The 23397-nt window shown below is 60.9% G+C and carries 21 protein-coding genes; 7 read left to right on the top strand and 14 right to left on the bottom strand.

Annotated elements, in window-relative coordinates; all coding sequences use genetic code 11:
- Positions 1-76: 76 nt before the first annotated feature.
- The 6 genes from ahpF to secA all read right to left on the bottom strand — a co-directional run bounded on the left by ahpF (position 77) and on the right by secA (position 8256).
- Positions 77-1639, bottom strand: coding sequence for an alkyl hydroperoxide reductase subunit F (ahpF, locus tag IEG05_RS18150; RefSeq protein ID WP_191122479.1), 1563 nt, complete (start codon positions 1637-1639; stop codon positions 77-79).
- Positions 1640-1759: 120 nt separating this feature from the next.
- Positions 1760-2323: an alkyl hydroperoxide reductase subunit C gene (gene ahpC / locus IEG05_RS18145; protein ID WP_003284760.1), complete on the bottom strand. Its 564-nt coding sequence runs from the start codon at positions 2321-2323 to the stop codon at positions 1760-1762.
- Between the two features lie 169 nt (positions 2324-2492).
- Positions 2493-3434: a Nudix family hydrolase gene (locus IEG05_RS18140; protein ID WP_191122478.1), complete on the bottom strand. Its 942-nt coding sequence runs from the start codon at positions 3432-3434 to the stop codon at positions 2493-2495.
- Positions 3431-4063: a glutathione S-transferase family protein gene (locus tag IEG05_RS18135; RefSeq protein WP_191122477.1), complete on the bottom strand. Its 633-nt coding sequence runs from the start codon at positions 4061-4063 to the stop codon at positions 3431-3433. The genes IEG05_RS18140 and IEG05_RS18135 overlap by 4 nt, the downstream gene beginning before the upstream one ends.
- A 122-nt stretch (positions 4064-4185) precedes the next feature.
- On the bottom strand, positions 4186-5403 hold the full coding sequence (gene argJ, locus IEG05_RS18130; protein ID WP_191122476.1) for a bifunctional glutamate N-acetyltransferase/amino-acid acetyltransferase ArgJ: 1218 nt from the start codon (positions 5401-5403) through the stop codon (positions 4186-4188).
- Between the two features lie 114 nt (positions 5404-5517).
- Entirely contained in the window at positions 5518-8256 is a 2739-nt protein-coding gene (gene secA / locus IEG05_RS18125; protein ID WP_023444087.1) for a preprotein translocase subunit SecA, read from the bottom strand.
- A 282-nt stretch (positions 8257-8538) separates the two neighbouring features.
- On the opposite strand from secA, the gene IEG05_RS18120 reads away from it, so the two are divergent.
- The 4 genes from IEG05_RS18120 (at position 8539) to IEG05_RS18105 (ending at position 10323) form a co-directional block, all read left to right on the top strand.
- Complete coding sequence (locus IEG05_RS18120; protein WP_023444086.1) at positions 8539-8994, top strand: DciA family protein; 456 nt, start codon at positions 8539-8541, stop codon at positions 8992-8994.
- 122 nt (positions 8995-9116) lie between these two features.
- Positions 9117-9581: a multidrug transporter gene (locus IEG05_RS18115; RefSeq protein ID WP_191122475.1), complete on the top strand. Its 465-nt coding sequence runs from the start codon at positions 9117-9119 to the stop codon at positions 9579-9581.
- 96 nt (positions 9582-9677) lie between these two features.
- Complete coding sequence (locus IEG05_RS18110; protein WP_191122474.1) at positions 9678-9932, top strand: YebG family protein; 255 nt, start codon at positions 9678-9680, stop codon at positions 9930-9932.
- A 121-nt stretch (positions 9933-10053) separates the two neighbouring features.
- Positions 10054-10323, top strand: coding sequence for a DUF3509 domain-containing protein (locus IEG05_RS18105; RefSeq protein ID WP_042922310.1), 270 nt, complete (start codon positions 10054-10056; stop codon positions 10321-10323).
- Positions 10324-10493: 170 nt separating this feature from the next.
- Here the strand turns inward: IEG05_RS18105 and IEG05_RS18100 are convergent, their stop codons facing one another.
- From IEG05_RS18100 to IEG05_RS18085, 4 genes are all read right to left on the bottom strand, one after another.
- Positions 10494-13115: a LuxR C-terminal-related transcriptional regulator gene (locus tag IEG05_RS18100; RefSeq protein WP_191122473.1), complete on the bottom strand. Its 2622-nt coding sequence runs from the start codon at positions 13113-13115 to the stop codon at positions 10494-10496.
- Between the two features lie 251 nt (positions 13116-13366).
- Positions 13367-14728, bottom strand: coding sequence for a DUF1329 domain-containing protein (locus tag IEG05_RS18095; protein ID WP_191122472.1), 1362 nt, complete (start codon positions 14726-14728; stop codon positions 13367-13369).
- Between the two features lie 97 nt (positions 14729-14825).
- Entirely contained in the window at positions 14826-16697 is a 1872-nt protein-coding gene (locus IEG05_RS18090; RefSeq protein ID WP_046621097.1) for a DUF1302 domain-containing protein, read from the bottom strand.
- A 530-nt stretch (positions 16698-17227) separates the two neighbouring features.
- On the bottom strand, positions 17228-17785 hold the full coding sequence (locus IEG05_RS18085; RefSeq protein WP_046621100.1) for a hypoxanthine-guanine phosphoribosyltransferase: 558 nt from the start codon (positions 17783-17785) through the stop codon (positions 17228-17230).
- A 259-nt stretch (positions 17786-18044) separates the two neighbouring features.
- Here IEG05_RS18085 and upp point away from each other — a divergent pair, with 259 nt between their 5' ends.
- The 3 genes from upp to IEG05_RS18070 all read left to right on the top strand — a co-directional run bounded on the left by upp (position 18045) and on the right by IEG05_RS18070 (position 20339).
- Entirely contained in the window at positions 18045-18683 is a 639-nt protein-coding gene (gene upp, locus IEG05_RS18080; protein ID WP_013983760.1) for a uracil phosphoribosyltransferase, read from the top strand.
- Between the two features lie 2 nt (positions 18684-18685).
- Complete coding sequence (locus IEG05_RS18075) at positions 18686-19945, top strand: uracil-xanthine permease family protein (protein WP_046621102.1); 1260 nt, start codon at positions 18686-18688, stop codon at positions 19943-19945.
- Between the two features lie 82 nt (positions 19946-20027).
- Complete coding sequence (locus IEG05_RS18070) at positions 20028-20339, top strand: YkgJ family cysteine cluster protein (RefSeq protein ID WP_003284787.1); 312 nt, start codon at positions 20028-20030, stop codon at positions 20337-20339.
- A 57-nt stretch (positions 20340-20396) separates the two neighbouring features.
- Here IEG05_RS18070 and IEG05_RS18065 read toward each other — a convergent pair whose 3' ends face one another.
- The 4 genes from IEG05_RS18065 to prmC all read right to left on the bottom strand — a co-directional run bounded on the left by IEG05_RS18065 (position 20397) and on the right by prmC (position 23389).
- Positions 20397-20915, bottom strand: a complete 519-nt coding sequence (locus tag IEG05_RS18065; RefSeq protein WP_046622418.1) for an acyloxyacyl hydrolase — start codon at positions 20913-20915, stop codon at positions 20397-20399.
- Positions 20916-20996: 81 nt separating this feature from the next.
- Positions 20997-21791, bottom strand: coding sequence for a glutamate racemase (gene murI, locus IEG05_RS18060; RefSeq protein WP_046622416.1), 795 nt, complete (start codon positions 21789-21791; stop codon positions 20997-20999).
- Complete coding sequence (locus IEG05_RS18055; RefSeq protein ID WP_046622414.1) at positions 21784-22539, bottom strand: molybdopterin-synthase adenylyltransferase MoeB; 756 nt, start codon at positions 22537-22539, stop codon at positions 21784-21786. Before IEG05_RS18055 ends, murI begins: the two co-directional genes overlap by 8 nt.
- Before the next feature lie 22 nt (positions 22540-22561).
- The gene (gene prmC / locus IEG05_RS18050; RefSeq protein ID WP_046622410.1) at positions 22562-23389 is read right to left on the bottom strand and encodes a peptide chain release factor N(5)-glutamine methyltransferase; all 828 of its coding nucleotides are present in this window, start codon (positions 23387-23389) and stop codon (positions 22562-22564) included.
- Positions 23390-23397: the final 8 nt, after the last annotated feature.

The following is a 23397-nucleotide window of genomic DNA, read 5'->3' as shown; positions in this document are numbered from 1 at the left end:
TGAGCGTCCCGCCGAGCGCCAGAAACGAAAAAGGGGAGCAACCTCGCGGCTGCTCCCCTTCTTTTTGCGCTTCGATTCAGGCCGTCGCAGACGACCGGATCAGGTGATCGAAGGCGCTCAGCGAGGCCTTGGCGCCTTCACCGACGGCGATCACGATCTGCTTGTACGGCACCGTGGTCACGTCGCCGGCAGCAAACACACCGGGAATGCTGGTCTGGCCCTTGGCATCGACGATGATCTCGCCGAAGCGCGACAGCTCCAGGGTGCCCTTGAGCCATTCGCTGTTGGGCAGCAGGCCGATCTGCACGAAGATGCCTTCCAGCTCGATGCTGTGCATTTCTTCGCTGGAGCGGTCCTTGTAGACCAGACCGGTGACCTTCTGGCCATCGCCCTTGACCTCGGTGGTCTGCGCCATCTTCAGCACGCGAACGTTGGACAGGCTGTTGAGCTTGCGCTGCAGCACGGCGTCGGCACGCAGTTCCTCGCCGAACTCGAGCAGGGTCACGTGGGCGACGATGCCGGCCAGGTCGATGGCCGCCTCCACGCCGGAGTTACCGCCACCGATCACCGCCACGCGCTTGCCCTTGAACAGCGGGCCGTCGCAGTGCGGGCAGTAGGCGACGCCACGGCCGCGGTATTCCTGCTCGCCGGGCACGTTCATTTCGCGCCAGCGCGCGCCGGTGGCGAGGATCAGGGTCTTGGCCTTGAGCTCGCCGCCGTTTTCGAACTGCACGCGATGCAGGCCGTCGTCGCCCGCCGGAATCAGCTGGCTGGCGCGCTGCAGGTTCATGATGTCGACCTCGTACTCGCGCACGTGCTCTTCCAACGCGCGGGCCAGTTTCGGGCCTTCGGTTTCCTTCACCGAGATGAAGTTCTCGATGGCCATGGTGTCGAGCACCTGACCGCCGAAGCGCTCGGCGGCGACACCGGTGCGGATGCCCTTGCGCGCCGCGTAGATGGCCGCTGCGGCGCCGGCGGGACCGCCGCCGACCACCAGCACGTCGAAGGCATCCTTGGCCTTGAGCTTCTCGGCGTCACGGGCGCTGGAGCCGGTGTCGAGCTTGGCGAGGATCTCTTCCTCACTCATGCGACCCTGGGTGAACAGCTCGCCGTTGAGGTAGATGCTCGGCACCGACATGATCTGACGGGCTTCGACTTCGTCCTGGAACAGTGCGCCGTCGATGGCGACGTGCTTGATGTTCGGGTTGAGCACCGCCATCAGGTTCAGCGCCTGAACCACGTCCGGGCAGTTCTGGCAGGACAGCGAGAAGTAGGTTTCGAAGCTGTAGTCGCCATCCAGCGCCCTGATCTGCTCGATCACTTCCGGTGCAGTCTTCGACGGATGACCGCCGACCTGCAGCTGGGCCAGGACCAGCGAGGTGAATTCGTGGCCCATGGGGATGCCGGCAAAACGCAGGCTGATGTTGCCGCCGATGCGGTTGAGCGAGAACGACGGCTTGCGTGCATCGTCACCGTCGGTCTTGAGGGTGATCTTTTCGCTGAGACCGGCGATGTCCTGCAACAGGCTCAGCATTTCCCGGGATTTCTCGCCGTCATCGAGGGACGCGACGATCTCGAAGGGCTGGGTGACCTTCTCCAGGTAGGCTTTCAACTGGGTCTTGAGATTGGTGTCCAACATTGGCAGCGGTACCCCGTTCGGAATTCTGGAAATAAAACGCCCGGACGGTTCGCGTCCAGGCGTTGGGTTGCCAGAGGGCTTTGAAAAGCCCTCCAGCACGCAGGGCAGATAGGCGAAGCCTTAGATCTTGCCGACCAGGTCCAGCGAAGGAGCCAGGGTCTTCTCGCCCTCTTTCCACTTGGCCGGGCAGACTTCACCCGGGTGAGCGGCGGTGTACTGAGCAGCTTTCAGCTTGCGCAGGGTTTCCGACACGTCACGAGCGATCTCGTTGGAGTGGATCTCGACGGTCTTGATCACGCCTTCCGGGTTGATCAGGAAGGTGCCGCGCAGGGCCAGACCTTCTTCTTCGATGTGCACACCGAACGCGCGGGTCAGCTGGTGAGTCGGATCGCCGATCAGCGGGAACTGCGCCTTGCCAACGGCAGGGGAAGTTTCGTGCCAGACCTTGTGCGAGAAGTGGGTATCGGTAGTGACGATGTAGACCTCGGTACCGGCCTTCTGGAACTCGGCGTAGCTGTTGGCAGCGTCTTCGATCTCGGTCGGGCAGTTGAAGGTGAAGGCAGCCGGCATGAAGATCAGCACGGACCACTTGCCCTTCAGGGATTCTTCGGTGACTTCGATGAACTTGCCATTGTGGAAGGCATTGACTTTGAAGGGTTGAACTTGAGTGTTGATCAGCGACATCTGCTAACTCCTTTAGGGGGTTCAGAAACTTTGACGGGGCCTACGATAACGCAGCCAGCAGCATACCGTTAATTGATTAAGGGAATGACCGCGATTGCTTTAATCTATCGAAGACACATTTATCGGGTTTACAGCAGCATCGCCAGTGACCTGCATCAGCGCCAGCCGTTCAATCCGGCCAGAACGCTCGAATCGCAGCGACACCCTGCGCACCTGCCTGGCGTGCCGGGGACAGGTCGGACGCCTGAAGTCCGCCCAGCAGGTAGGCCGGTCGGTCGAAGCCTAGCAGCAAATCCACGACCTGCGCCCAGCCCAACGGTGAGGCATCCGGATGGCTGGCGGTCGCCAGCACTGGCGACAACGTGACGAAATCTACTCCCAATGCGGCTGCCAGCGCCAGCTCCTCGGCATCGTGACAGGACGCCGCCAACCAGCGGTTCGCCGCGATCGGTCGTTCCCGCCCCGCATGCTCACGCAGCTGATCGGCGGTCAGATGCCAGCCAGCCTCGGGATAGTCGCATGCCCACTGTAGCGGGCCCTTGAGCATCAGCTGAGCCCGCCCCTCGCACAAGGGCAGCGCCCGCTCTGCCAACGCACGGTAGGCGGTAGGCGGTAGCGACGGCACACGCAGCTGGATCAGCCGAATGCCATCATCCAGCGCTCGCGCCAGTCCTTCGAGCAACCGTTGCGGGGCGAGGCCATCCGGCGTTATCAGATAGCGGTGCGGCAAGCACGCAGCCGCGACGATCGGCTGATTCGCAGCCGGGAAGCTGTAGTTCGTCAGCTGATCGGCCGTCACCCACATCAGCGGCTGGCCTTCCGCCCCGTGGGGTTCACCGGTAAACGCCTGCACCTCCCAGACATCGAGCAGCACCTGCTTATCCGGATAATTGTGGCGCACCTGGATCAACGGCTGCGCCGCGGTAACTACGATGCCCAGCTCCTCCAGCAACTCACGCGCCAGCGCCGCCTCGACGCGCTCACCAGCCTCGACCTTGCCGCCCGGAAATTCCCACAACCCACCCTGGTGCTTGTCGAGCGGGCGCTTGGCGATCAGTACGCGCCCGTCGGCACCACGAATGACGGCTGCGGCGACATGGATTCGTTTCACTTTCGCACTTCCTGCAGGGCACTCCGATGCCAGCGCTGAAAAGCCGGCCACTGATGGATCGTCTCGACGTAGCTTGCTGCGGCAGCTGGCAAGGCCACCTGATAACTGCGCAGGCGCGAAGCCACCGGCGCATAGAAGGCGTCGGCAATGCTTGGCTGGCCAAACAGATAATCACCACTCCGGCCAAAGCGCTCGCGGCAATCGCTCCAGATGGCGCAGATTCGCTCGATGTCTGCCTGCACTGCATCGGGAAGCTCGGGCAAGGCCTGGACGCGCGCCATATCCATCGGCAGATGGCTGCGCAGTGCCTGAAAGCCGCTGTGCATCTCCGCGCAGATACTTCGCGCCAATGCTCGCGCATAGCGCTCGCGCGGCCACAGGTTTGCATCAGGGAACTGCTCTGCCAGGTATTCGGCGATTGCCAGCGAATCCCACACCGGGCCGTCCTCGGTCAGAAGCACCGGCACCTTGCCGGTCGGCGAATAACCGAGCAGCCGGGCTCGGCTGTCTGGCCGATAGAGTGAGACCGGAACCTGTTCGCACGCAGCGCCGGACAGTTCCACTGCCAGCGCGGCGCGCAGTGACCAGGATGAATAGTTCTTGTCGCCGACTACCAGTTGCAGAGCCATGACCGATGCACCTCGAGTTGCCTTCGGAAGAGTCAGCGGACGTTAAAGCGCGGCAAGCGCAAATGGCAATTCCCGTTGCACATGGGGCCATGCACAACGGGATAGCTAAGGGCAGTATTCGATCAGGTCCGGTATTCGGCGTTGATCTTCACGTACTCGTGGGACAGGTCGGTGGTCCAGATGGTCTCGCTGCAGTCTCCACGTCCGAGTTCGATACGGATGGTGATTTCCTCACGGGCCATTACCGCCGCGCCCTGCTCTTCCGTGTAGCTGGGCGAGCGCCCGCCCTGGCTGGCGATGCAGACCTCGCCGAGGAACACATCGATCTTGCTCACGTCCAGGTCTGGCACGCCGGCGTAGCCGACCGCAGCGAGGATGCGGCCCCAGTTGGGGTCGGAGGCGAACAGCGCAGTCTTGATCAGCGGCGAATGCGCGACGGCGTAGGCGACGTCCAGGCACTCCTGATGATTGCCACCGCCGTTGACCCGAACAGTGACGAACTTGGTCGCGCCTTCGCCATCGCGAACGATGGCCTGAGCCACTTCCATGAAGACCTCCAGTACCGCCTGCCTGAGCTTGCCGAACAGCTCGCCGGAGGCGGAGGTGATCTCCGGCAGCGCCGCCTGGCCGGTGGCGATCAGCATGCAGCAATCGTTGGTGGAGGTATCACCGTCGATGGTGATGCGGTTGAAGGACTTGTTCGCCGCATCGCGCACCAGGTCCTGCAGCACACTGCCGGCAACCTTGGCGTCGGTGGCGATATAGCCAAGCATGGTCGCCATGTTCGGGCGGATCATGCCGGCACCCTTGCTGATGCCGGTGACGGTTACCGTCACGCCATCGTGCTGGAACTGACGGCTGGCGCCCTTGGGCAGCGTATCGGTGGTCATGATGCCGGTCGCGGCCTCGGCCCAGTGGTCCGGCGACAGATCGTCGAGTGCAGGCTGCAATGCCGACTCGATCTTCTGTACCGGCAGCGGCTCGCCGATCACGCCAGTCGAAAAGGGCAACACGGCCGTCTCGTCGATTCCGGTGATGGCCGCGAGGGCCGCACAGGTGTGGCGGGCGTCGGCAAGACCTTGCGGGCCGGTGCCGGCATTGGCGTTACCGGTGTTGGTCAGCAGGTAACGCACCGGCCCGTGCATGCGTTCGCGGGTGACGAGCACGGGGGCAGCGCAAAAGGCGTTGGTGGTGGTCACGCCGGCGACACGGGAGCCCTCGGCACAGCGCATGATCACTACGTCCTTACGCCCTGGTCGCTTGATGCCGGCCGAAGCGATGCCGAGTTCGAAACCGGGTACCGGGTGCAGAGTAGGTAAAGGACCAAGACCGACAGCCATGGATGCGCTCCTTCAGAACAATGGATGGCCAACAGGCCGAGAGAGGGGTTGCGACAAAAACGCCGCGAGCGGCAGAAGCCGGTCGCGGCGCGGAATCATCAGGCGAGGTCGGACTTACTGAACCTGCCCGTGGCAATGCTTGTACTTCTTGCCCGATCCGCACGGGCAAGGCTCGTTGCGACCGATCTTCGGTTCGGTACGCACCGGCGCCGCGGCGACGTCGGCCTGACCTTCGACCTCGGGCTCCTCCTCCGGCTGATCCAGCGCGGACACCTCGGCATGCTGGAACTGCATGCGCTTGGCCAGCTCCTCAGCTTCGCGGCGCAGACGGGCTTCTTCTTCGGCCGGATCTTCGCGACGAACCTGCACATGGGACAGCACGCGGATGCTGTCGCGCTTGATCGATTCAAGCAGATCCTGGAACAGCGTGAAGGACTCGCGCTTGTATTCCTGCTTCGGGTTCTTCTGCGCGTAGCCGCGCAGGTGGATGCCGTGACGCAGGTGGTCCATGGTGGAGAGGTGGTCTTTCCACAGATCATCCAGCACACGCAGCACGATCTGCTTCTCGAAGGAACGCAGTGCCTCGACGCCAGCCAGCTCTTCCTTCTCGTTGTAGGCGGCCAACAGCGCTTCGAGAATGCGCTCGCGCAGCGTTTCCTCGTAGAGTTTCTCGTCCTCGTCGAGCCACTGCTGGACCGGCAGACGCGTACCGAAATCGCTGTAGAGCACCGCTTCCAGGCCCGGGATATCCCACTGTTCCGGTAGCGACTGCGGCGGAATGTGCGCGCTGATCGCGGCGTCCAGCGCCTCCTGGCGGAATTCGGCGATGGTCTGGCCGATTTCATCGGCTGCGAGCAGGCTATTGCGCATGTGGTAGATCACCTTGCGCTGCTCGTTGGCCACGTCGTCGTACTCGAGCAGCTGCTTGCGCATGTCGAAGTTGCGGCCTTCAACCTTGCGCTGCGCCTTTTCAATGGCGTTGGTGACCATGCGGTGCTCGATGGCCTCGCCGGACTCCATGCCCAGCGCCTTCATGAAGTTCTTCACCCGATCAGAGGCGAAGATGCGCATCAGGCTGTCTTCCAGCGACAGATAGAAACGGCTCGAACCCGGGTCACCCTGACGACCTGCACGACCGCGCAACTGGTTGTCGATACGACGGGATTCATGACGCTCGGATGCAATCACGTGCAGGCCGCCCGCCTCGAGGACCTGCTGGTGACGCTTCTGCCAATCCGCCTTGATCTGCGCGACCTGTTCTTCGGTCGGGTTGTCCAGCGCCGCGACTTCCACTTCCCAGTTGCCGCCCAGCAGGATGTCGGTACCACGGCCGGCCATGTTGGTGGCGATGGTCACGGCACCGGGGCGCCCTGCCTGGGCGATGATCTCGGCTTCCTTGTCGTGGTGCTTGGCGTTGAGCACCTTGTGCTCGAAACCTTCGGCCTCCAGCAGGCGCGACACGTATTCGGAGGACTCGATGGTGGCTGTACCGACCAGCACCGGACGGCCCTGCTCCCGGCACTCCTTGATGTCGGAGATGATCGCGGCGAACTTCTCCTCCTGGGTTAGATAGACCAGGTCGTTGAAGTCCTTGCGCGCCAGCGGCCTATTGGTCGGGATGACCACCACCGGCAGGTTGTAGATCTGCTGGAATTCAAACGCTTCGGTGTCGGCGGTACCGGTCATGCCGGCCAGCTTCTTGTACAGGCGGAAGTAGTTCTGGAAGGTGGTCGAAGCCAGGGTCTGGCTCTCCGGCTGAATCTGCAGGCCTTCCTTCGCTTCGATGGCCTGGTGCAGGCCTTCGGAAAGACGACGGCCAGGCATGGTGCGGCCGGTGTGCTCGTCGATCAGCAGCACCTGGTTGTTCTGCACGATGTATTCGACGTTGCGATGGAACAGCTTGTGGGCGCGCAGGCCAGAATACACATGTGTCAGCAAACCGAGGTTATGCGCCGAATAGAGGCTTTCGCCCTCGGCCAGCAGACCGGCCTGGGTCAGAAGCTCCTCGATATACTGGTGACCCTGTTCGTTCAGCTCGACCTGGCGGGTTTTCTCATCGATGGAGAAATGCCCTTCCTGAGTAACGACTCCCTCCTCTTCCTCGATGTGCTGGGTAAGGCGTGGAATGAGCAGGTTGATCTGCTGGTACAGCTTGGAGCTGTCTTCAGCCTGGCCGGAAATGATCAGCGGCGTGCGCGCTTCGTCGATCAGGATGGAGTCGACTTCGTCGATCACAGCGAAGTTGAGTTCGCGCTGGTTCTTTTCCTGCAGGCTGAACGCCATGTTGTCACGCAGGTAGTCGAAGCCGAACTCGTTGTTGGTGCCATAGGTGATGTCGGCGGCGTAGGCTGCACGCTTTTCTTCAGGCGGCTGGAACGGGGTAACGATGCCGACCGAGAGGCCGAGGAATTCGTACAGCGGGCGCATCCAGTTGGCATCGCGTCGCGCCAGGTAGTCGTTGACCGTGACTACGTGCACACCTTTGCCGGCCAGCGCATTGAGGTAAACGGCCAGGGTAGCCACCAGGGTCTTGCCTTCACCGGTACGCATCTCGGCGATGCGCCCTTCGTGCAGGGTCATGCCACCGATCAACTGTACATCGAAGTGGCGCATGCCCATGACGCGCTTGCCCGCTTCGCGGCAGACGGCGAATGCTTCGGGGAGGATCTGATCGAGGGTTTCGCCTTTCTCGAGACGGGCCTTGAACTCTTCGGTCTTGCTGCGCAGTTGCTCGTCGGAGAGCGACAGCATCTGCTCTTCGAGGGCATTGACGGACTGCACCGCCTTGAGCATGCGTTTGACCTCACGCTCATTCTTGCTTCCAAAGAGTTTCTTCAATAAAGGCGCAAACATATCGACAAAGACTTCCATGCTGGGGATGGAGGCACGTCCGCGAGGTCACGGCTGCGTGCAAAGGGGCCATTCTACTCGGAAACGGCAGTGAGGAAAGGTGCCTGACTGCGCAGCGCCATGACGCAACGGACGCGCTACCGGGTACCTGTATATTCGCAGCTGGCAGGCGATAAACCCTCTAGGCTGGGCATTTGCGCAGCACGCCAAAGCCGGAGGCTGCAGGATATTCCCCTGACCGGCTTCTGCTACCATTCACGTTTCTACCAAGCATCTCGGACCATCATGGCCTTTCGCCCGTCGCCGGCTCGTGCTCCTGCCTCATTGTTGCGCGAAGCGAAGCCGCTCAGAGCTTTGTTCGGCGAAGCCCTTCGGCTCGATCGTCTGCAACAGCTGCTGGAGAGCCAGTTGCAGCCCGCAGCACGCGAACACTGCCGCGTGGCATCCTGGCGCGAAGGTTGTCTGCTGCTTATCGTCACTGACGGCCACTGGGCGACACGGCTGCGCTATCAGCAGCGGCGTCTGCAACGTCAACTGGAAGTGCTCGAAGAGTTCGCCGGCCTGACGCGTATCCAGTTCAAGGTACAGCCACCGCCCCCGCCCAGGCACACGCCGGCGCGTACGCAACCGCTTTCGAGCAACGCCGCCGACAGCATTCAGGCGGCAGCTGATGGCATCCGCGACCCCAAGCTTCGCGCTGCACTGGAACGTCTGGCCAGCCGCAGCAAAGTGGACGACTGACATCCTGCGACAAATGCTTGCCACTTCGTTGTTGCCCGGGGTCCGCCGCCACGGGTTAGCATGCCCCCATCGCAACGGAGAACGTTCATGCTGCCCAACCACCTGATCGTCGGTACTCGACCATGCTGATTGGCGCTCTGCTCATCCTGACCTGGCTGGTGCTGCTGATCCGATATCCATTCAGGGCCGTACCCATTTCACTGGGTGCCGTGCTCGGCCTTGCCTTGGTCGCTGGCTGGGTACTCTGGCAGGAGCATCGCGAAGAGCAGTTGCTCGCTCGTATCGAAATTCAGCTGACTCACGACCCTCGTCGCTGCGCCGGCGGGCAGCCGCTGCATGTGCGCCTGCACAATCACACCGACAAGAAGTTGCAGAGCCTGCAGTGGGAAGTCGCCGCCTATGCGCCGGGCTCGCGCACCAACCTGGCGCGACGCGCCTACGATGCACCGGACTACCAGGGGGGAGGTGGTCTGCAGCCCGGCGCAAGCTGGGAATCCTGCCTGCCGCTACCGCTGCTGCGCGCCGGTTACCGCGCCGCCACACTGGAGTTTCGGGCCGAGCGCGTGCAAGGCCGATTCGAGAACTGACGAAAGTCCGCTTCCTGCGCAGACTTTCAATCTTCGCCGCAGCCGCTTATGCTGTACAAATAAACAGTATCAATCTGCCAATGACCGAGGTGGTAAATGGCCGTCGAAGTGGTGTACCGCAGCAGTCGGGACCTGGAGCGCTTGTTCATGGATAAAGCCGAAGCCGATCGTCACGACAAGATGCTTGAGCTGGCAGAGGCGCTAGCTGCGGTGCTGCAGCAAGCTTCGCCGTCGCTGAGCGAACAGCAAGCCGAAGACATCGGCATCTACATGGCCAGGCACCGCGAGGTGTTTGCCAAGGCATTCAAGAGCAGCCCCGATGTTCTGACGGAGCTGACTGCGCAGGCATGAAATGAGATGAGATGGCAGGTATGCCCGCGACATTTTGCGGCGGTCAAGCCGTTGCGCCCGGGAAACTTGTCATCGCCTTGCCTGGTCCATTGCTGGCAACCCCTCACACAGGTATCCAGGCATGACGAGTCCATTTCAGAAGATCAGTGATGTGTTTCGTCCGCGCTACAACGTCAACTTCAGCATCGAGAAGCCCGATGGCAGCATTCTGCTGACATTGACGGGCTCGGAAGGCGTTGCAGTGAAGCGTTACATCAGTGCCGACCAATGGCGCGATCAACAGCAATTGCAGCGACTCATCACCAGCCTGCAAGTCAGTCTGGCCATCGAGCGCGGCGAGCAGTTACCACAACGGATGTCCCACGGAGGCTTGCAACCCGCACCAGTGTAATGTCATCAACCTGACTGCCTGCAGGTTGCGCCGCTCCGCCCCGAAACTTACCCAACAAAAACAAGAATCCATCTTCGTCTGACAGCCGCCAGGCTTGCAGCGAATCGGCGCTCCTGAACTTTGCTGTTTCAGGCGCGACGATGAATGACCCCTTGGATGACTGCTTGCTCTCAGAGCCAGGCCAGCGCTTTGGCCTTCGCCACCGCCTGAGTACGGCGCGCGACGCCCAGCTTCGTGTTGATCCTGCGCGCGTGGGTCTTCACGGTATGTAGGGATATGAACAGCTGTTCGGCAATCTCCTGGTTCGAGCACCCCTGGGCGATCAGCCGCAACACCGTCAGTTCGCGGTTGCTGAGCACCGTTTCATCCGCTGCCGGGAGCGTCATTTCCGGCTCACGCTCGTAGCTCAGCAGCCGCTGCCGAAGCGATTCGCCCTTCGCTGCGGGTAGCACTCGCGCCAGCCATTGCGGCTGCCGATACTGTAGTTCGTACAAGGGCTTGACCAGATGCTGACGCGCGGCCTCGCTGAGCGCCAGACGCAGCTCCAGCTCCGCCTCGGCGACCTGGTCATCGGCCTGTAACGCTTCCGCCAGACTGAAACGACACTCGCATGCCAGCCCCAGACGCTGGGCAAGCAGGTTCTGCTCGATCTGCTCACGCAAGGCTGTGATCGCTCGTGCTGGCTGTCCCTCGAGCACATCGATGACCGCCAGATAGCGCCGCACCCGAGGCAACAGCTCGTAAAATCCGGACGGCGACAGGTAACCCCGTCCTTCATACAGTTCCAGTACCTGATACAGCGCACCACGCGCCTTGCGCAGCTCGCCCTGATGCAGCCAGGCCACGCCGTTTATCAGCGGCAGGATGCCGCGGAATCTCGCCTCAGGTACATGTCGCCACTGAGACAGGCGCTCGGCGTCCCGCAGCCAGTGATAGGCGCAGGCAAACTCGTGACTGCGCGCGGCAAGCTCGGCAAGCCCGACATAACCGAAGAAACAGTAGGAATCACCACAGGTTTCGGTCTCCGCCTTACCGAGCTGATATGCCTCCTGCGCCGGCTCGTCGAGCCCCTGGTAAGCCAGCAGATGCCCCTGCAGCAGTTGCAGCCTGCCGATGAGAGGGCTGCGCCGGACGGAGTCACTCAACGCCTGGAGTGTCTCGTTGAGCACGCCGACCGCACGCTCGAACTCACCGGTGAGCTCAAGCAACTGGATTCGATCGACGCTGAGCATCACTTCGTAGAGCACGCTACCTTTCAGCCGTGCGAGTTTCATGCCTTCGCTGTTGTATTGCTGGGCAAGCTCGAGCTCACCTTCGGCCATCGCTTGCTGCGTAAGCACCTGATAACAGAGCACGCGCTGCGCCCAGGCGTGATCGGACAGTACCTCGAGCGCCTGCAGGCAGTTCTGGCGTGCCTCAGGCTCACCGCGCAGGCGGGCCAGAAACCCCCGAAGGGCCTGCCACTGAGCCAATAACTGGGCTTGCCGGCGCGCATCGGGTTGGGGGAAGAACTTGGCCAGCTCGGCCAGACAGTCATCCACTTCATCAAGTCGCGCCGAAATGATCAGCGCCCAGCCCTGCAAGACGATCAGGCGCGTGGTGCTGGCGAACAGGTCCTGTGGCAGCTCGCTTCGCCATTTCAGAAAGCGCGATACGTTATCGCCGATCAGCAGCTGTTCCTGTCCGTAACGCTGCAGGTAGTTGGCAGCGACCTCAGGCTGGCCGGCCCATAATGCATGCTCTACCGCCTCGCGCATCTCGCCGCGACTGGCGAACCACTGACAGGCACGCAGATGGGCCTGGGTCGGAGCGGTCGTTTCTGCGGAGCGCTGCAGCATCAGCGCCAGCGGCTTCCACAGGCGAAACCACTCACCGCAATTGTCGATCTGCCGAATGAAGAGCTGGAGCGTCTTGAGGATATCGAGGATTTCGCGACCAACACCGTCGAGCACATGGTCGCAGAGCTCTGCCGAGAAACGCGGCATACGCGCCAGTGCCAGCATGGCCCGCCGCACTTCATCGCTCAGTCCAGCCATGACCTCACGCTGGACGTAATCACGCAGCAATGGCGTTCCGGCAACCAGACGCTCACGCAACGCCTGCTCATCGGCGTGGAGCAACATCAGACAGACTCCAGCCGGCCACCCCTCCATCACACGATGCAATTGCTGAAAAGTCTCGGGCGAGAGCGTCAGACGATGGACGTTCAGGAGTTGCTCGAGCTCTTCGGCGGTGAACGCCAGCGCTTCCGCCTCCAGCTCCAGAAGGTGCCCTTGCAGCAGGAGCCGTGGAAGCTTCCACGCTGGCTGGCGGCGACTGGATACCCACCAACTGATTTGTGCCGGCCCCATGTCCAACAACATATCAATGCAAGCATCGAGTTCCGGGCTGTAATCACGCGGGTAGTCGTCGAGCATGATCCACAGCGGCTGCCGGACTTGTCGCAGCAGCGCCAGCATGCCGTTCTCGGAACGATCATCCTTGCCCGTCCGCTCCCCCAACGCATCGCTCAACTGGCCGTACAGCGCCTGAACCGTACATGCCCGCCCGCCGAGATCCAGCCACACCAGGCGTGTGCCCGGAGGCACCAAGCGCGCGCACTCGCTCATCAGCACGGTCTTGCCAAACCCGGCTGGGGCGCAGATCAGGCGCAGACGGCAATCGGTATCGAGCAGCGCACGAACCAGCCTGGGCCGGTCGATATGCAGCGGCGGCAGCCGAGGAATGGATGCGAGTTGCTCTACGGCACCTGCCTCTGCACTGAGCGCATCAGGAATGAAGCGTACGGACATGGCAAAGGTTCTCTTGTTCGAATCAGTCCATTGAAACACAGCGCGGTCTGTGCCAGGCATTGCGCTCGATCGTTACCACGGGCAGCCGAAACGCCAGCCTTGTCGTTGCACACGTCGCATATTGGGCTCGGTGTTCCAGCGATGCGATCGTCCTGACCTCGGGCACCGAATGGAAATTATCATCCACTGGTTCGCAGCAAAAAAAAAGGCGGCCACTTGGCCGCCTTATTCACAGGTTAAATGTCAGTCGATCAGCGCACCCCTGCGTTACGCAGGGCAGCCGGCGTGAAGTCCCGAGCGGACGCACGATAGCCAAATTCATGAGGTTTCTCCTCATTGCTCATGCCGTTGACGATGTATCTGCCAGAAATTACATCATAGAGCGCTTCGAATGCGAAAGCGGGAATCTTGTGTTGGTAGTACTGAACCATATGGCCTTCACCGACCCGCCACAGTTGCCCGCGGCCGTCATAGAGCTCCGATTGAACGATAGTCCAACTATCCTCATCTACGTAGAAGCGTCTTTTTCCGTAGATATTACGCTCACCTTGCTTTAGGGTCGCTTCGATTTCCCACACTCGATGCAACTCATAACGTGCTAAATCTTGATTTACATGCCCTGCACGAATCACGTCGGAGTATTTGAGATCGCTAGAGCTAATCTCAAAGCTGTTGTACGGGATGAATACTTCCTTCTTGCCGATTAGCTTCCAGTCGTAGCGATCAGGTGCGCCGCTGAACATATCAAAGTTATCGGTGGTACGCATGCCATCTGAAGCGGTACCCGGCCCGTCATATGCCACTTGAGGAGCGCGGCGTACACGGCGCTGGCCAGCGTTGTAGATCCATGCCTGACGAGGCTCCTTGACCTGATCCAGCGAGTCATGCACCAGCAGTACGTTACCTGCCAGACGAGATGGAGCTGTCACACGCTGTTTAAAAAACAACAGCGCGTTCTCTGCACGTTCTGCGTCCAAATCAGGCATATAACTTGGATAGGCGGCTTCATCCTCGAAGTGCACAAGATTGTAGCTTCCATCAACCTGGGGCGTGGCCTGAACGATATTTCGGCGGCCATTCTCACCGCGATATCGGGTAATGTGGTTCCAAACTATCTCCAAGCCGTTTTTTGGAATTGGGAATGCGTAGAAACGGCTTTCCGTGAAATTGCCTAAGCCATTGCCATTGGAAACCAGCTCCGTATTCAGCGCGCTTTTCTTAGCAGCCTCGTAGATTGCATCCGGAACTGCAGCAGTACGGTGAGTGGGGAATACACGAATCTTGTACGTTTCAGGATAACGCTTGAGCATAGCCATCTGACCTGCGGTCAGCTTGTCTTTGTACTGCTCGGCGTTCTGCGCGGTGATCACGAACTTGGGTTGTTCGTCCTTGAAGGGGTTGGTCAGATGACCATTCTTGAGCGGCGCGGCATCGGTTTTCAGGCCACCGGTCCACTCCGGAATGGTGCCGTCTGCGTTACCAGCCTTCTCCGCACCCAGCGGCGTGAGGGACGTTCCGAGCTTGGCGGCTTCTTCGGGGGAAACCGCGGCCATCACACTGCTGGCGAGCAGAGAGAAGGCCAAGACACTGAATAGCTTTCTTGTTGTTTTCATACGATTCCAGTTCCTCTTGATCTTGTTTACCGGAGGCCTTGCTTACCGTCGTAGTCCGGCCGACCTTCCTCATCGGCCGGACACAGCGCGGGTCTCCTTAGAAGTTCACGCCCACGCTGAACGCGAGGAAGTCGCGATCAACCAGCGTGTTGTAGTCGCCGCCGAAGAAGTCGGTGTAGGACAGGCTGGCGGTGTACATGTTTTGGTATTCGGCATCCAGACCAATGCTGACCGCTTTGGAGCCTTCGTTGAACAGGCCGTTCGGGCCATAACCGTCAACATCGTGGGAGAACGACAGGTTGGGCTTGAAGTTGATGCCGGCAAAGACGTTGTCGTAGTCCGCAATGGCGCGCAGGCGATAACCCCAGGAGTTGGCGGTTACGAAGCCATCATTCCCATACTCTGGCGTATCCAGACCATAAATGGAGTCACGACCGTAACGAAGCTCGCTCTTACTTTCCAGCCCACCAACATGTGCATAGCCGATCTCACCCACTACGGTGACTCGCTGAGCGCCCAAGACCTGATCGAAGAAGTGCGTAAACGTGGTCTGTAGCTGAGTGACTTCCTTGCGGTTATAGCCCCGATGTTCGATACCCGCCTGGCCGATCGCACCCGCGAAGTCACCGGTAGCAATGGAACCGCCGATGCCGGTAGCAAGCAATCCGGTGGTATATGTAGAGTTGAGAGCTACCGGAAGGTTTGGCCTATAGCTGATTTCACCAGACCACGCTGTGCCTGTTGGCAAGGTCGTAGAAAAGCTTGCGCCATACAAGCGGATATCTTCCGGATACTCGAGATAGTACTCGCCGTTGCTTAGCAAAGCGGCAGATGCCAGGCCGCTGAAGGCCGCCCCTGATGGAAGCGGACCGCCTGGAGACGGAGTACCGAGAAGCCCTAACAACGCCTGGATCTCAGCGGCGGATGCATTCTGGTAGCCGACGGTTGGCGTACGGCTGTGGTAGTTCATGAAATACAGACCGTATTCGGCCACGTCACCCAGCCACCGAAACGCAAATCCATACTGGCCGGAATCTCGAGCATCCCGGTCACCACCACGCGGAACTGTTACACCTTCAGGCCCCACGATAATGCCTAGATCGTCCAGGCCGGCATAATAGTCGGCACCGATCAATGCATTTAGCTGATCAATCGTAACCCCAGCACCAATGATAGCGTCGCGCTGAGCAGCAGATAGGACCGTGTAATTATCATCGCAACCATCGGCTGCAACGTCATTACTGGCGTAGAAGGTGCCGCAATTGTCGATGATCGTTTGATCCCACTCGAGCTGATAGAACGCCTCCATGCTGAGTCGATCAGTCAGACTCTGCGAGACGTAGAGCATATTGACAGGAATCAGGCCTTCCTTGATTTCAGCACCGGGGCGACGGAAAGCGGCCGCATCCAATGGGTTGATTGAGTTGATGCTGTTACCAATAAAAGTACTTTCACCCCAGCTCACTACTTGCTTTCCGAGACGCACGGTCCCCGGCAAATCACCAATCGCATAGTTGTGATAAAGAAACGCGTCCAGAATCTGCGCACCCGATGATTGAGCCGCCTCTTTCCGGTTGCTGTCGCTGATATCCTTGAACAGACGGTTTTCATCCTTCAGTTCGAAGTCATACCAGTACTTACCACGAATAAAGGCGCCGCTATCGCGATAACGAAGCTCAAGATCATGGACACCTTTGAAAATCTTGGAAAAGGTTTCGCCCTTCTTGAAGTTAAGCCGCCCATCATCCCCTGTCTGGGTATAGCCAGTTCCTCCATTGGCCAAGCCGACCAGATCCATGTCCCTGTCCGCCATGGACCAGCTGGCGCCCACAGACATGGACGAGTCGAACTGCCCCTCAAGCTCCCCGATATTGAAATTGACTGCGTAAGCCGGTGCAGCAGTGCCCAGCGCAACGGCAAGGGCCAGTGTCTTGGGCTGGAAGAATCCTTGCCTTGTTGTTTTTGTCATGAGGCGCTCCTGGTTGGTTCGAAGTGCGTCAACCCTACCCAGACGTAGAAGGAGGGTTAAGCGCACTAAGGTTTGATTTAGCTTGTAATCCTTTAGTATGAATAGCCTTTCCAGCAGTGGCTTTCAGCGTGATTTCGTTCGGCCATGCGTATTAAGGACGTTCTGAGCTTAGCCGTGAACGCTAGCAGCGCAAAGCCCGCCGCAGAGCCTTTCGTGCGGTTGGAATGGAGAAATGTCGGCTGGTTATCCGAAAGTAGTATTCATCACGCCGATAAGGCAGCCCAATCCGTCTGGATCAAGGCAGCCGGCATTGTGAACCACGAAAGGCAGCCAGCCCGACAACGAGCGGATCAGGCGTGGGCACACCGCCGCTGCGTTACTTTAGGAAGCGCAATGGGGCCAATCGAAACGTAACCGCTGTAGCTCCCAGATCGAAGCGCGCATGGCTGTCGCCGGGACGGCGAATCGTCGCGGCTACGTCGCTGCGCACCCATTGCGGGCGCGCATGACAATAAGCCCCGCCGAGACGCTTACATACCTTTTACGGCGTAGATACCCGGGGCGTTGCGCCAGTAGCCCTTGTAGTCCATCCCGTAACCAAAGATATAGCGGTCGATGCAGCTGAGCCCAACGTAGTCCGCTTTCAGATCCGGGCGCGCCTTGCGCTGGTGGTCCTTGTCAATCAGCACTGCGGTATGCACGGCGGCAGCCCCGGCATGACGGCAGAAATCGATGATTGCGCCCAGCGTGTGCCCCTCATCCAGGATGTCATCGATGATCAGCACGTCGCGATCGATGAAGGAAATCTCCGGCTTGGCCTTCCAGAACAGCTCGCCGCCGCTGGTCTCGTTGCGGTAACGGGTCGCATGCAGGTAGGACAACTCGAGGGGGAAGTTCAGCTTCGGCACCAATTTGCCGGAGAAGATCAGCCCGCCATTCATGACGCAGAACACCACCGGATTGCGCTCGGCCAGCTCGACGTTGATGGTTTCGGCAACCTTGGCGATCGCCGCTTCGACTTGCTCCTCGGTGTACAGACAGTCTGCCTCGGCCATGACTTGGCGGATATGTGCGAGATCGACGGACATGAAGCGATTCCCCCAGAGAGTTTAGTTGGGAGCACCAGCCGGGGCTGGCAGCTCGAGCGGTTGAATCGCCGTGATGCCAGGCGAACCCGGACAGCGAAAAACCTGACCAAACAGCCGATTTTCGGCCGTTCGCGAAAGGGCGGGGAAGATACCCACCCTCGCCGTGCGCAGCAAGTCTGCTGGCCGGATGACACGCGAATAGCCGCTGACCCGACGATGCTTTAATCTAAGCCGGTTTATTTGCCCGCCGGAGCCCACAATGCCCATTCGAGAGATCCGCCACCCGCTGATCCGCCACAAGCTCGGCCTGATGCGCCGTGCAGACATCAGCACCAAGAACTTCCGTGAACTGGCGCAGGAAGTGGGCTCGATCCTCACTTATGAAGCGACTTCGGATCTCCCGCTGGAACACTACAGCATCGACGGCTGGTGCGGCCCGGTGCAGGTGGAAAAGATCTCCGGCAAGAAGATTACCGTAGTACCGATTCTGCGGGCCGGCATCGGCATGCTCGATGGCGTGCTCAGCCTTATCCCCGGCGCCAAAGTCAGCGCGGTCGGCATCGCCCGCAATGAAGAGACGCTGCAGGCGCAGACCTATTTGGAAAAGCTGGTTCCGGAAATCGAACAGCGCCTGGCGATCATCATCGACCCGATGCTCGCTACCGGCGGTTCGATGGTCGCCACCATCGACATGCTGAAAAAGGCGGGCTGCAAGGAGATACGCGCCCTGGTCCTGGTCGCCGCACCGGAAGGCATCGCCGCCGTCGAGAAGGCGCACCCCGACGTGCTGATCTTCACCGCCTCCATCGACCAGCGCCTGGATGAGCACGGCTATATCGTTCCGGGCCTGGGCGATGCCGGTGACAAGATCTTCGGCACCAAGCAGAAGGACATCTGAGCATGTCGCATCCCGAGGAGCCGGTAGGCCGGCAGGTACTGGCCGGCGCGCAAATGCTGTTCGTCGCCTTCGGCGCACTGGTGCTGATGCCACTGATCACCGGCATGGACCCCAACGTCGCTCTGTTCACTGCCGGTCTCGGCACGCTTCTGTTCCAGCTGGTCACCAAGCGTCAAGTGCCAGTATTCCTTGCATCGAGCTTCGCCTTCATCGCCCCGATCATCGCTGCCAAGGGCGAGTTCGGCCTGCCTGCGGTCATGGGCGGCGTGATGGCTGCCGGGCTGGTGTACATCGTGCTCGGTTTCGCCGTGCGCCTGAAAGGCCCGGGCTTCATTGACCGCCTGTTGCCGCCCGTGGTCATCGCACCAGTGATCATTTCCATCGGTCTGGCACTGTCGCCGGTAGCAGTGAACATGGCCATGGGCAAGGCCGGCGACGGCAGTGCCCAGCTGATCCCCTATCAGACGGCGATGTTCATCTCGATGCCGGCGCTGGTCACCACCCTGCTCGTGGCAGTGTTGGGCAAGGGCTTGTTTCGGCTGGTACCGATTCTCGCCGGCGTCGCGGTCGGCTACGGGCTGTCGTTTGCTCTCGGCGTGGTGGATACCAGCGGTATCGCCGCAGCGCCCTGGCTGGCGATGCCGAACTTCGTCGCGCCGGAGTTCAATATCGGCGCCATTCTGTTCATGGTCCCGGTCGCCCTGGCACCGGCCATCGAGCACATCGGCGGCGTGGTGGCCATCGGCAGCGTGACCGGCAACAACTACGTCAAGAAGCCAGGCTTGCACCGCACGCTGCTGGGCGATGGCGTGGCCACCTCGGCAGCCGGCCTTTTCGGCGGCCCGCCGAATACCACCTATGCCGAAGTGACCGGCGCGGTGATGCTGACCAAGAACTACAACCCGAAGATCATGACCTGGGCAGCGGTCTTCGCCATCGCCCTGGCCTTCATTGGCAAATTCGGCGCCGGCTTGCTGAGCATTCCGGTTCCAGTGATGGGTGGCATTCTCTGCCTGCTGTTCGGCTCAATTGCCGTGGTGGGTCTGAGCACGTTGATTCGTCATCAGGTCGACCTGTCCGAGGCACGCAACCTGATCATCGTCTCGGTGACGCTGGTGTTCGGCATCGGTGGCATGGCATTCGGTTACGGCGAATTCACTCTGTCCGGCATCTCGCTGTGCGCGATCATTGCACTACTGCTCAACCTTCTGCTTCCCGGCGGGGACGGTTGGCGCAACAAGCAGCTGAACGAAGAGCTGTAAAAGTGTGGTACCGGCTTTGCTGGTGCCGCCGCTCGGCGCCCTGAGTGGGCGCCTGGTCGAGCGTATCGACTAGACTGGCGCGATGAACGATTCGACCATCCCCCACCAGCAACTCGAAGACACCAGCGTGAGCTGCGCCACCTGCGCGGCCTGCTGCTGCCGACTCGAAGTGTTGCTGTTCAGCGATACCGGCGTCCCGCAGCGCTACATCGACACCGATAGCTGGGGCGGCGAAGTCATGCTGCGCCTGGAGGACGGCTGGTGCGCGGCGCTTGATCGGGACAGCATGCGCTGCACGATCTACGAAAACCGGCCATTGATCTGCAGGGAGTTCGAACTGGGATCAGAGGATTGCCACGAAGAGCGCAAGGGCAGCGCCACGGCATATGGCTGAACGCTATGGGCAGTGCAGGGCTGGCGAAACGCCCTGCAGCACCTAGAGAAAACTCGCTTAGAACGCCATGCGGTAATGCAGGGCGTAGCTTTCGACACCATCGTTCGGCTTCTTGATGCCGGCGTTGGAATAGTGGATTGCGCGCACGCCCACTTCGTGGCCACCGGCGAAGCGCAGGCCCGCACCGATCCGATCCTCGAACTGGAAAGACGAACCGAGACCGTTGCCCTCAACCTCGGTGTTCTCGAACGCCGCGACGCCGATGCCTGCCTCGACATAGGGTTTGACCGATTCACCAGCGAACTCGTAGACGAAGACCGGGGCCAGCGAAATGCTGTGATTGCTCGACGACTCGTCGCCCTCCCAGTAGGTATAACCAGCATCCCAGTAGCCGGTCAGTCGGCCCACGCTGGTCTGGAACCAGCTGGTGCCGAAATCGAATTGCGCACCCAGGCGATAGGTCATGGTCGACTCGTCGGTCTGGCCGACCGCAACGGTAAAGTCTACGGCATGGGCAGCCGCCACCGAACCTACAGAGAGTGCCGCCACTGCAGCCAGGGAGAACAGTTTTTTCATGAGAACTTCCTTATCAAACACTGCATTTGTTTGGTTTTTTGGTGCCAGCATATTTGAGAAACCCCGCTGCGCTTGGAGTTCCTAGCGGGGGAAAAACTCGACTTTCGCGTTTTCGCCCCAAAGTATAGGCAACACGCTGGCCATTCGCCGCGGATCGCCGCTGCAATAGAAATGCTCGGAGGCCACCCCGCTGGCGAGCAGATGGCGCTCCGCCAGCAGATCGCGCAAGTGTCGCGCGACGGCTGCTCCGGTATCAATCAGGCGGACGTTTCCAGGCAGTAGCTCGCTGAGCAGCGGCCTTATAAAGGGGTAATGCGTGCAACCCAGAATCAGCGTGTCGCAGCCTTGTGCCAGCAGCGGCCCGACCCACGTCATCAGCATGGCGCGCGTTTCGGCACTGTTCAGATCGCCTGCCTCGATGCGCTCGACCAAACCGGGACACGGCTGAGTGATCACCCGTACATCTGCGGCAAAGCGATCGAGCAACGCGGCAAAGCGGGCGCTCTTCAGCGTTCCGGTGGTCGCCAGCACGCCGACGACACCACTTCGCGTGGCCTGGGCGGCGGGCTTGACGGCCGGTTCCATGGCGATGATCGGCAATTGCGGATACAGCTCGCGCAATTCGGTGACGCCAGCGGCGGTCGCAGTATTGCAGGCCACCACCAGCGCCTTCGCGCCCTTCTCGATAAAAAAGGCCGCAATGACACGGCAGCGCTCACGGATGTAGTCCGGGCTCTTTTCGCCATAGGGGACATGGGCGCTGTCGGCCAGATAGAGCAGCGACTCATGCGGCAGGCGCTGCCGGATCTCACGCAGCACCGAGAGCCCGCCTACTCCGGAGTCGAAGACGCCGACCGGTGCTGCGCAGTCAGCCATGGCTTGCGCCACACACCGCACAATGTGGATCGCGCTTGACCCGCAACTCACGGAAGCGACTGGACAGCGCATCGATCAGTAGCAGTCGACCAATCAGCGGCTCGCCGAAGCCAACCAGCAGCTTGAGCGCTTCCAACGCCTGCAGGCTGCCAACCATGCCCACCAGCGGCCCTACTACACCGGCTTCGCTGCAGGTCAGCTCGGCTTCGCTACCGTGCCCATAGAGGCAGTGGTAGCAGGGGCTCGTTTCGACTCGCGGATCGAACACCGAAAGCTGCCCCTCGAGACGGATCGCCGCACCGCTGACCAGCGGCTTTTTCGCTTTCACGCATGCGGCGTTGACCGCTTCGCGAATGGCGAAGTTGTCCGTGCAATCGAGCACCAGATCGACCCGCTCCACTGCCGCATCCAGGGAATCGGCGTCCAGCCCGCTGCGATACGGCACCAGCTGTACATGGGGGTTCAGCGCCCCCAGCCGGGCCATGGCCGAGTCGACCTTGTGCAGGCCAAGCGAGGGGGTGTCGTGAGCGATCTGCCGCTGCAGATTGGTCAGATCCAGCGCATCGAAGTCGGCCAGGTGCAGCTCACCGACACCAGCGGCCGCCAGATAGAGCGCTACCGGCGAGCCCAACCCGCCAAGCCCGACGATCAGCACTCGACTCTGTTTGAGGCGCAACTGGCCGTCGATATCGACCTGCTTGAGCAGGATCTGCCGGCTGTAGCGCAGCAGCTCTTCGTCACTCAGCATCCAAGCACCTCACAAAACGCAATCATGGCAGGCGGCCAAGGCTGATGCGCTCATGCCCACCCAGATCGAGCCGGCTTTGCACATCCTCGAAACCGCGGGAAAGCAAAAGCATGTGCACCGCCTCAGCCTGATCGTAACCGTGCTCCAGCAGCAACCAGCCACCCGACTGCAGGTGCGCCGCCGCCTGGGCGATGATCGTGCGGATGTCGTCCAGGCCATCCGCACCCGCGATCAGCGCACTCTGCGGCTCGAAGCGGACATCGCCCTGCAGCAGGTGCGGGTCGCTGGCCGGAATATAGGGTGGATTGCTGACGATCATCTGGAACCGCTCCCCGTTCAGACCGGCAAACCAGTCGCTCAGGGTGAACGCAGCGTTGTGCAGTCCGAGCCGCAGCCGGTTGCGCTCAGCCAGCCTCACGGCGGCCTCGATACGGTCCACACCGCAGACCTGCCACGCCGGCCGCTCGGTCGCCAGAGCCAGCGCAATCGCGCCGGTGCCAGTGCCCAGATCGAGCACCCGGGCCGGTGCAGCGGAGAGCAGTTGCAGCGCGGTCTCCACCAGCAGTTCGGTGTCAGGCCGGGGGATCAGCGTATCCGCTGCCACTTCAAGTTCCAGACTCCAGAAGCCCTGGCGCCCGAGAATGTAGGCGACCGGTTCACCCTGACGCCTCCGTGCGAGATCAGCAGCAAAGCGCGAGGCGCACTCTGCCGGCACCTCGCGCTCCGGCCAGGTGCGCAGATAGCTGGTCGACTTGTTCAGGGCGGCCGCGAGCAACCATTCGGCATCCAGCCTGGCGCTCGGCGAGTCCGGCAGATCGGCACTTTGCAGCAGGGACTCGATGGTTGGCATGAGGTGCT

Source organism: Stutzerimonas kunmingensis (assembly GCF_014764705.1).
GTDB lineage: Bacteria > Pseudomonadota > Gammaproteobacteria > Pseudomonadales > Pseudomonadaceae > Stutzerimonas.
This window is presented reverse-complemented; position numbering and strand designations above follow the sequence as displayed.

What these genes read in the sequence shown, in the direction of transcription:
- ahpC (WP_003284760.1), bottom strand. Translation starts at nt 2,323, where the DNA reads ATGTCGCTGATCAACACTCAAGTTCAACCCTTCAAAGTCAATGCCTTC.
- argJ (WP_191122476.1), bottom strand. Translation starts at nt 5,403, where the DNA reads ATGGCTGTCGGTCTTGGTCCTTTACCTACTCTGCACCCGGTACCCGGT.
- IEG05_RS18135 (WP_191122477.1), bottom strand. Translation starts at nt 4,063, where the DNA reads ATGGCTCTGCAACTGGTAGTCGGCGACAAGAACTATTCATCCTGGTCA.
- upp (WP_013983760.1), top strand. Translation starts at nt 18,045, where the DNA reads ATGCCCATTCGAGAGATCCGCCACCCGCTGATCCGCCACAAGCTCGGC.
- IEG05_RS18100 (WP_191122473.1), bottom strand. Translation starts at nt 13,115, where the DNA reads ATGTCCGTACGCTTCATTCCTGATGCGCTCAGTGCAGAGGCAGGTGCC.
- IEG05_RS18065 (WP_046622418.1), bottom strand. Translation starts at nt 20,915, where the DNA reads ATGAAAAAACTGTTCTCCCTGGCTGCAGTGGCGGCACTCTCTGTAGGT.
- IEG05_RS18090 (WP_046621097.1), bottom strand. Translation starts at nt 16,697, where the DNA reads ATGACAAAAACAACAAGGCAAGGATTCTTCCAGCCCAAGACACTGGCC.
- IEG05_RS18095 (WP_191122472.1), bottom strand. Translation starts at nt 14,728, where the DNA reads ATGAAAACAACAAGAAAGCTATTCAGTGTCTTGGCCTTCTCTCTGCTC.
- IEG05_RS18075 (WP_046621102.1), top strand. Translation starts at nt 18,686, where the DNA reads ATGTCGCATCCCGAGGAGCCGGTAGGCCGGCAGGTACTGGCCGGCGCG.
- IEG05_RS18115 (WP_191122475.1), top strand. Translation starts at nt 9,117, where the DNA reads ATGCTGATTGGCGCTCTGCTCATCCTGACCTGGCTGGTGCTGCTGATC.
- IEG05_RS18085 (WP_046621100.1), bottom strand. Translation starts at nt 17,785, where the DNA reads ATGTCCGTCGATCTCGCACATATCCGCCAAGTCATGGCCGAGGCAGAC.
- IEG05_RS18070 (WP_003284787.1), top strand. Translation starts at nt 20,028, where the DNA reads ATGAACGATTCGACCATCCCCCACCAGCAACTCGAAGACACCAGCGTG.
- IEG05_RS18120 (WP_023444086.1), top strand. Translation starts at nt 8,539, where the DNA reads ATGGCCTTTCGCCCGTCGCCGGCTCGTGCTCCTGCCTCATTGTTGCGC.
- murI (WP_046622416.1), bottom strand. Translation starts at nt 21,791, where the DNA reads ATGGCTGACTGCGCAGCACCGGTCGGCGTCTTCGACTCCGGAGTAGGC.
- IEG05_RS18110 (WP_191122474.1), top strand. Translation starts at nt 9,678, where the DNA reads ATGGCCGTCGAAGTGGTGTACCGCAGCAGTCGGGACCTGGAGCGCTTG.
- IEG05_RS18055 (WP_046622414.1), bottom strand. Translation starts at nt 22,539, where the DNA reads ATGCTGAGTGACGAAGAGCTGCTGCGCTACAGCCGGCAGATCCTGCTC.
- prmC (WP_046622410.1), bottom strand. Translation starts at nt 23,389, where the DNA reads ATGCCAACCATCGAGTCCCTGCTGCAAAGTGCCGATCTGCCGGACTCG.
- IEG05_RS18105 (WP_042922310.1), top strand. Translation starts at nt 10,054, where the DNA reads ATGACGAGTCCATTTCAGAAGATCAGTGATGTGTTTCGTCCGCGCTAC.
- secA (WP_023444087.1), bottom strand. Translation starts at nt 8,256, where the DNA reads ATGTTTGCGCCTTTATTGAAGAAACTCTTTGGAAGCAAGAATGAGCGT.
- ahpF (WP_191122479.1), bottom strand. Translation starts at nt 1,639, where the DNA reads ATGTTGGACACCAATCTCAAGACCCAGTTGAAAGCCTACCTGGAGAAG.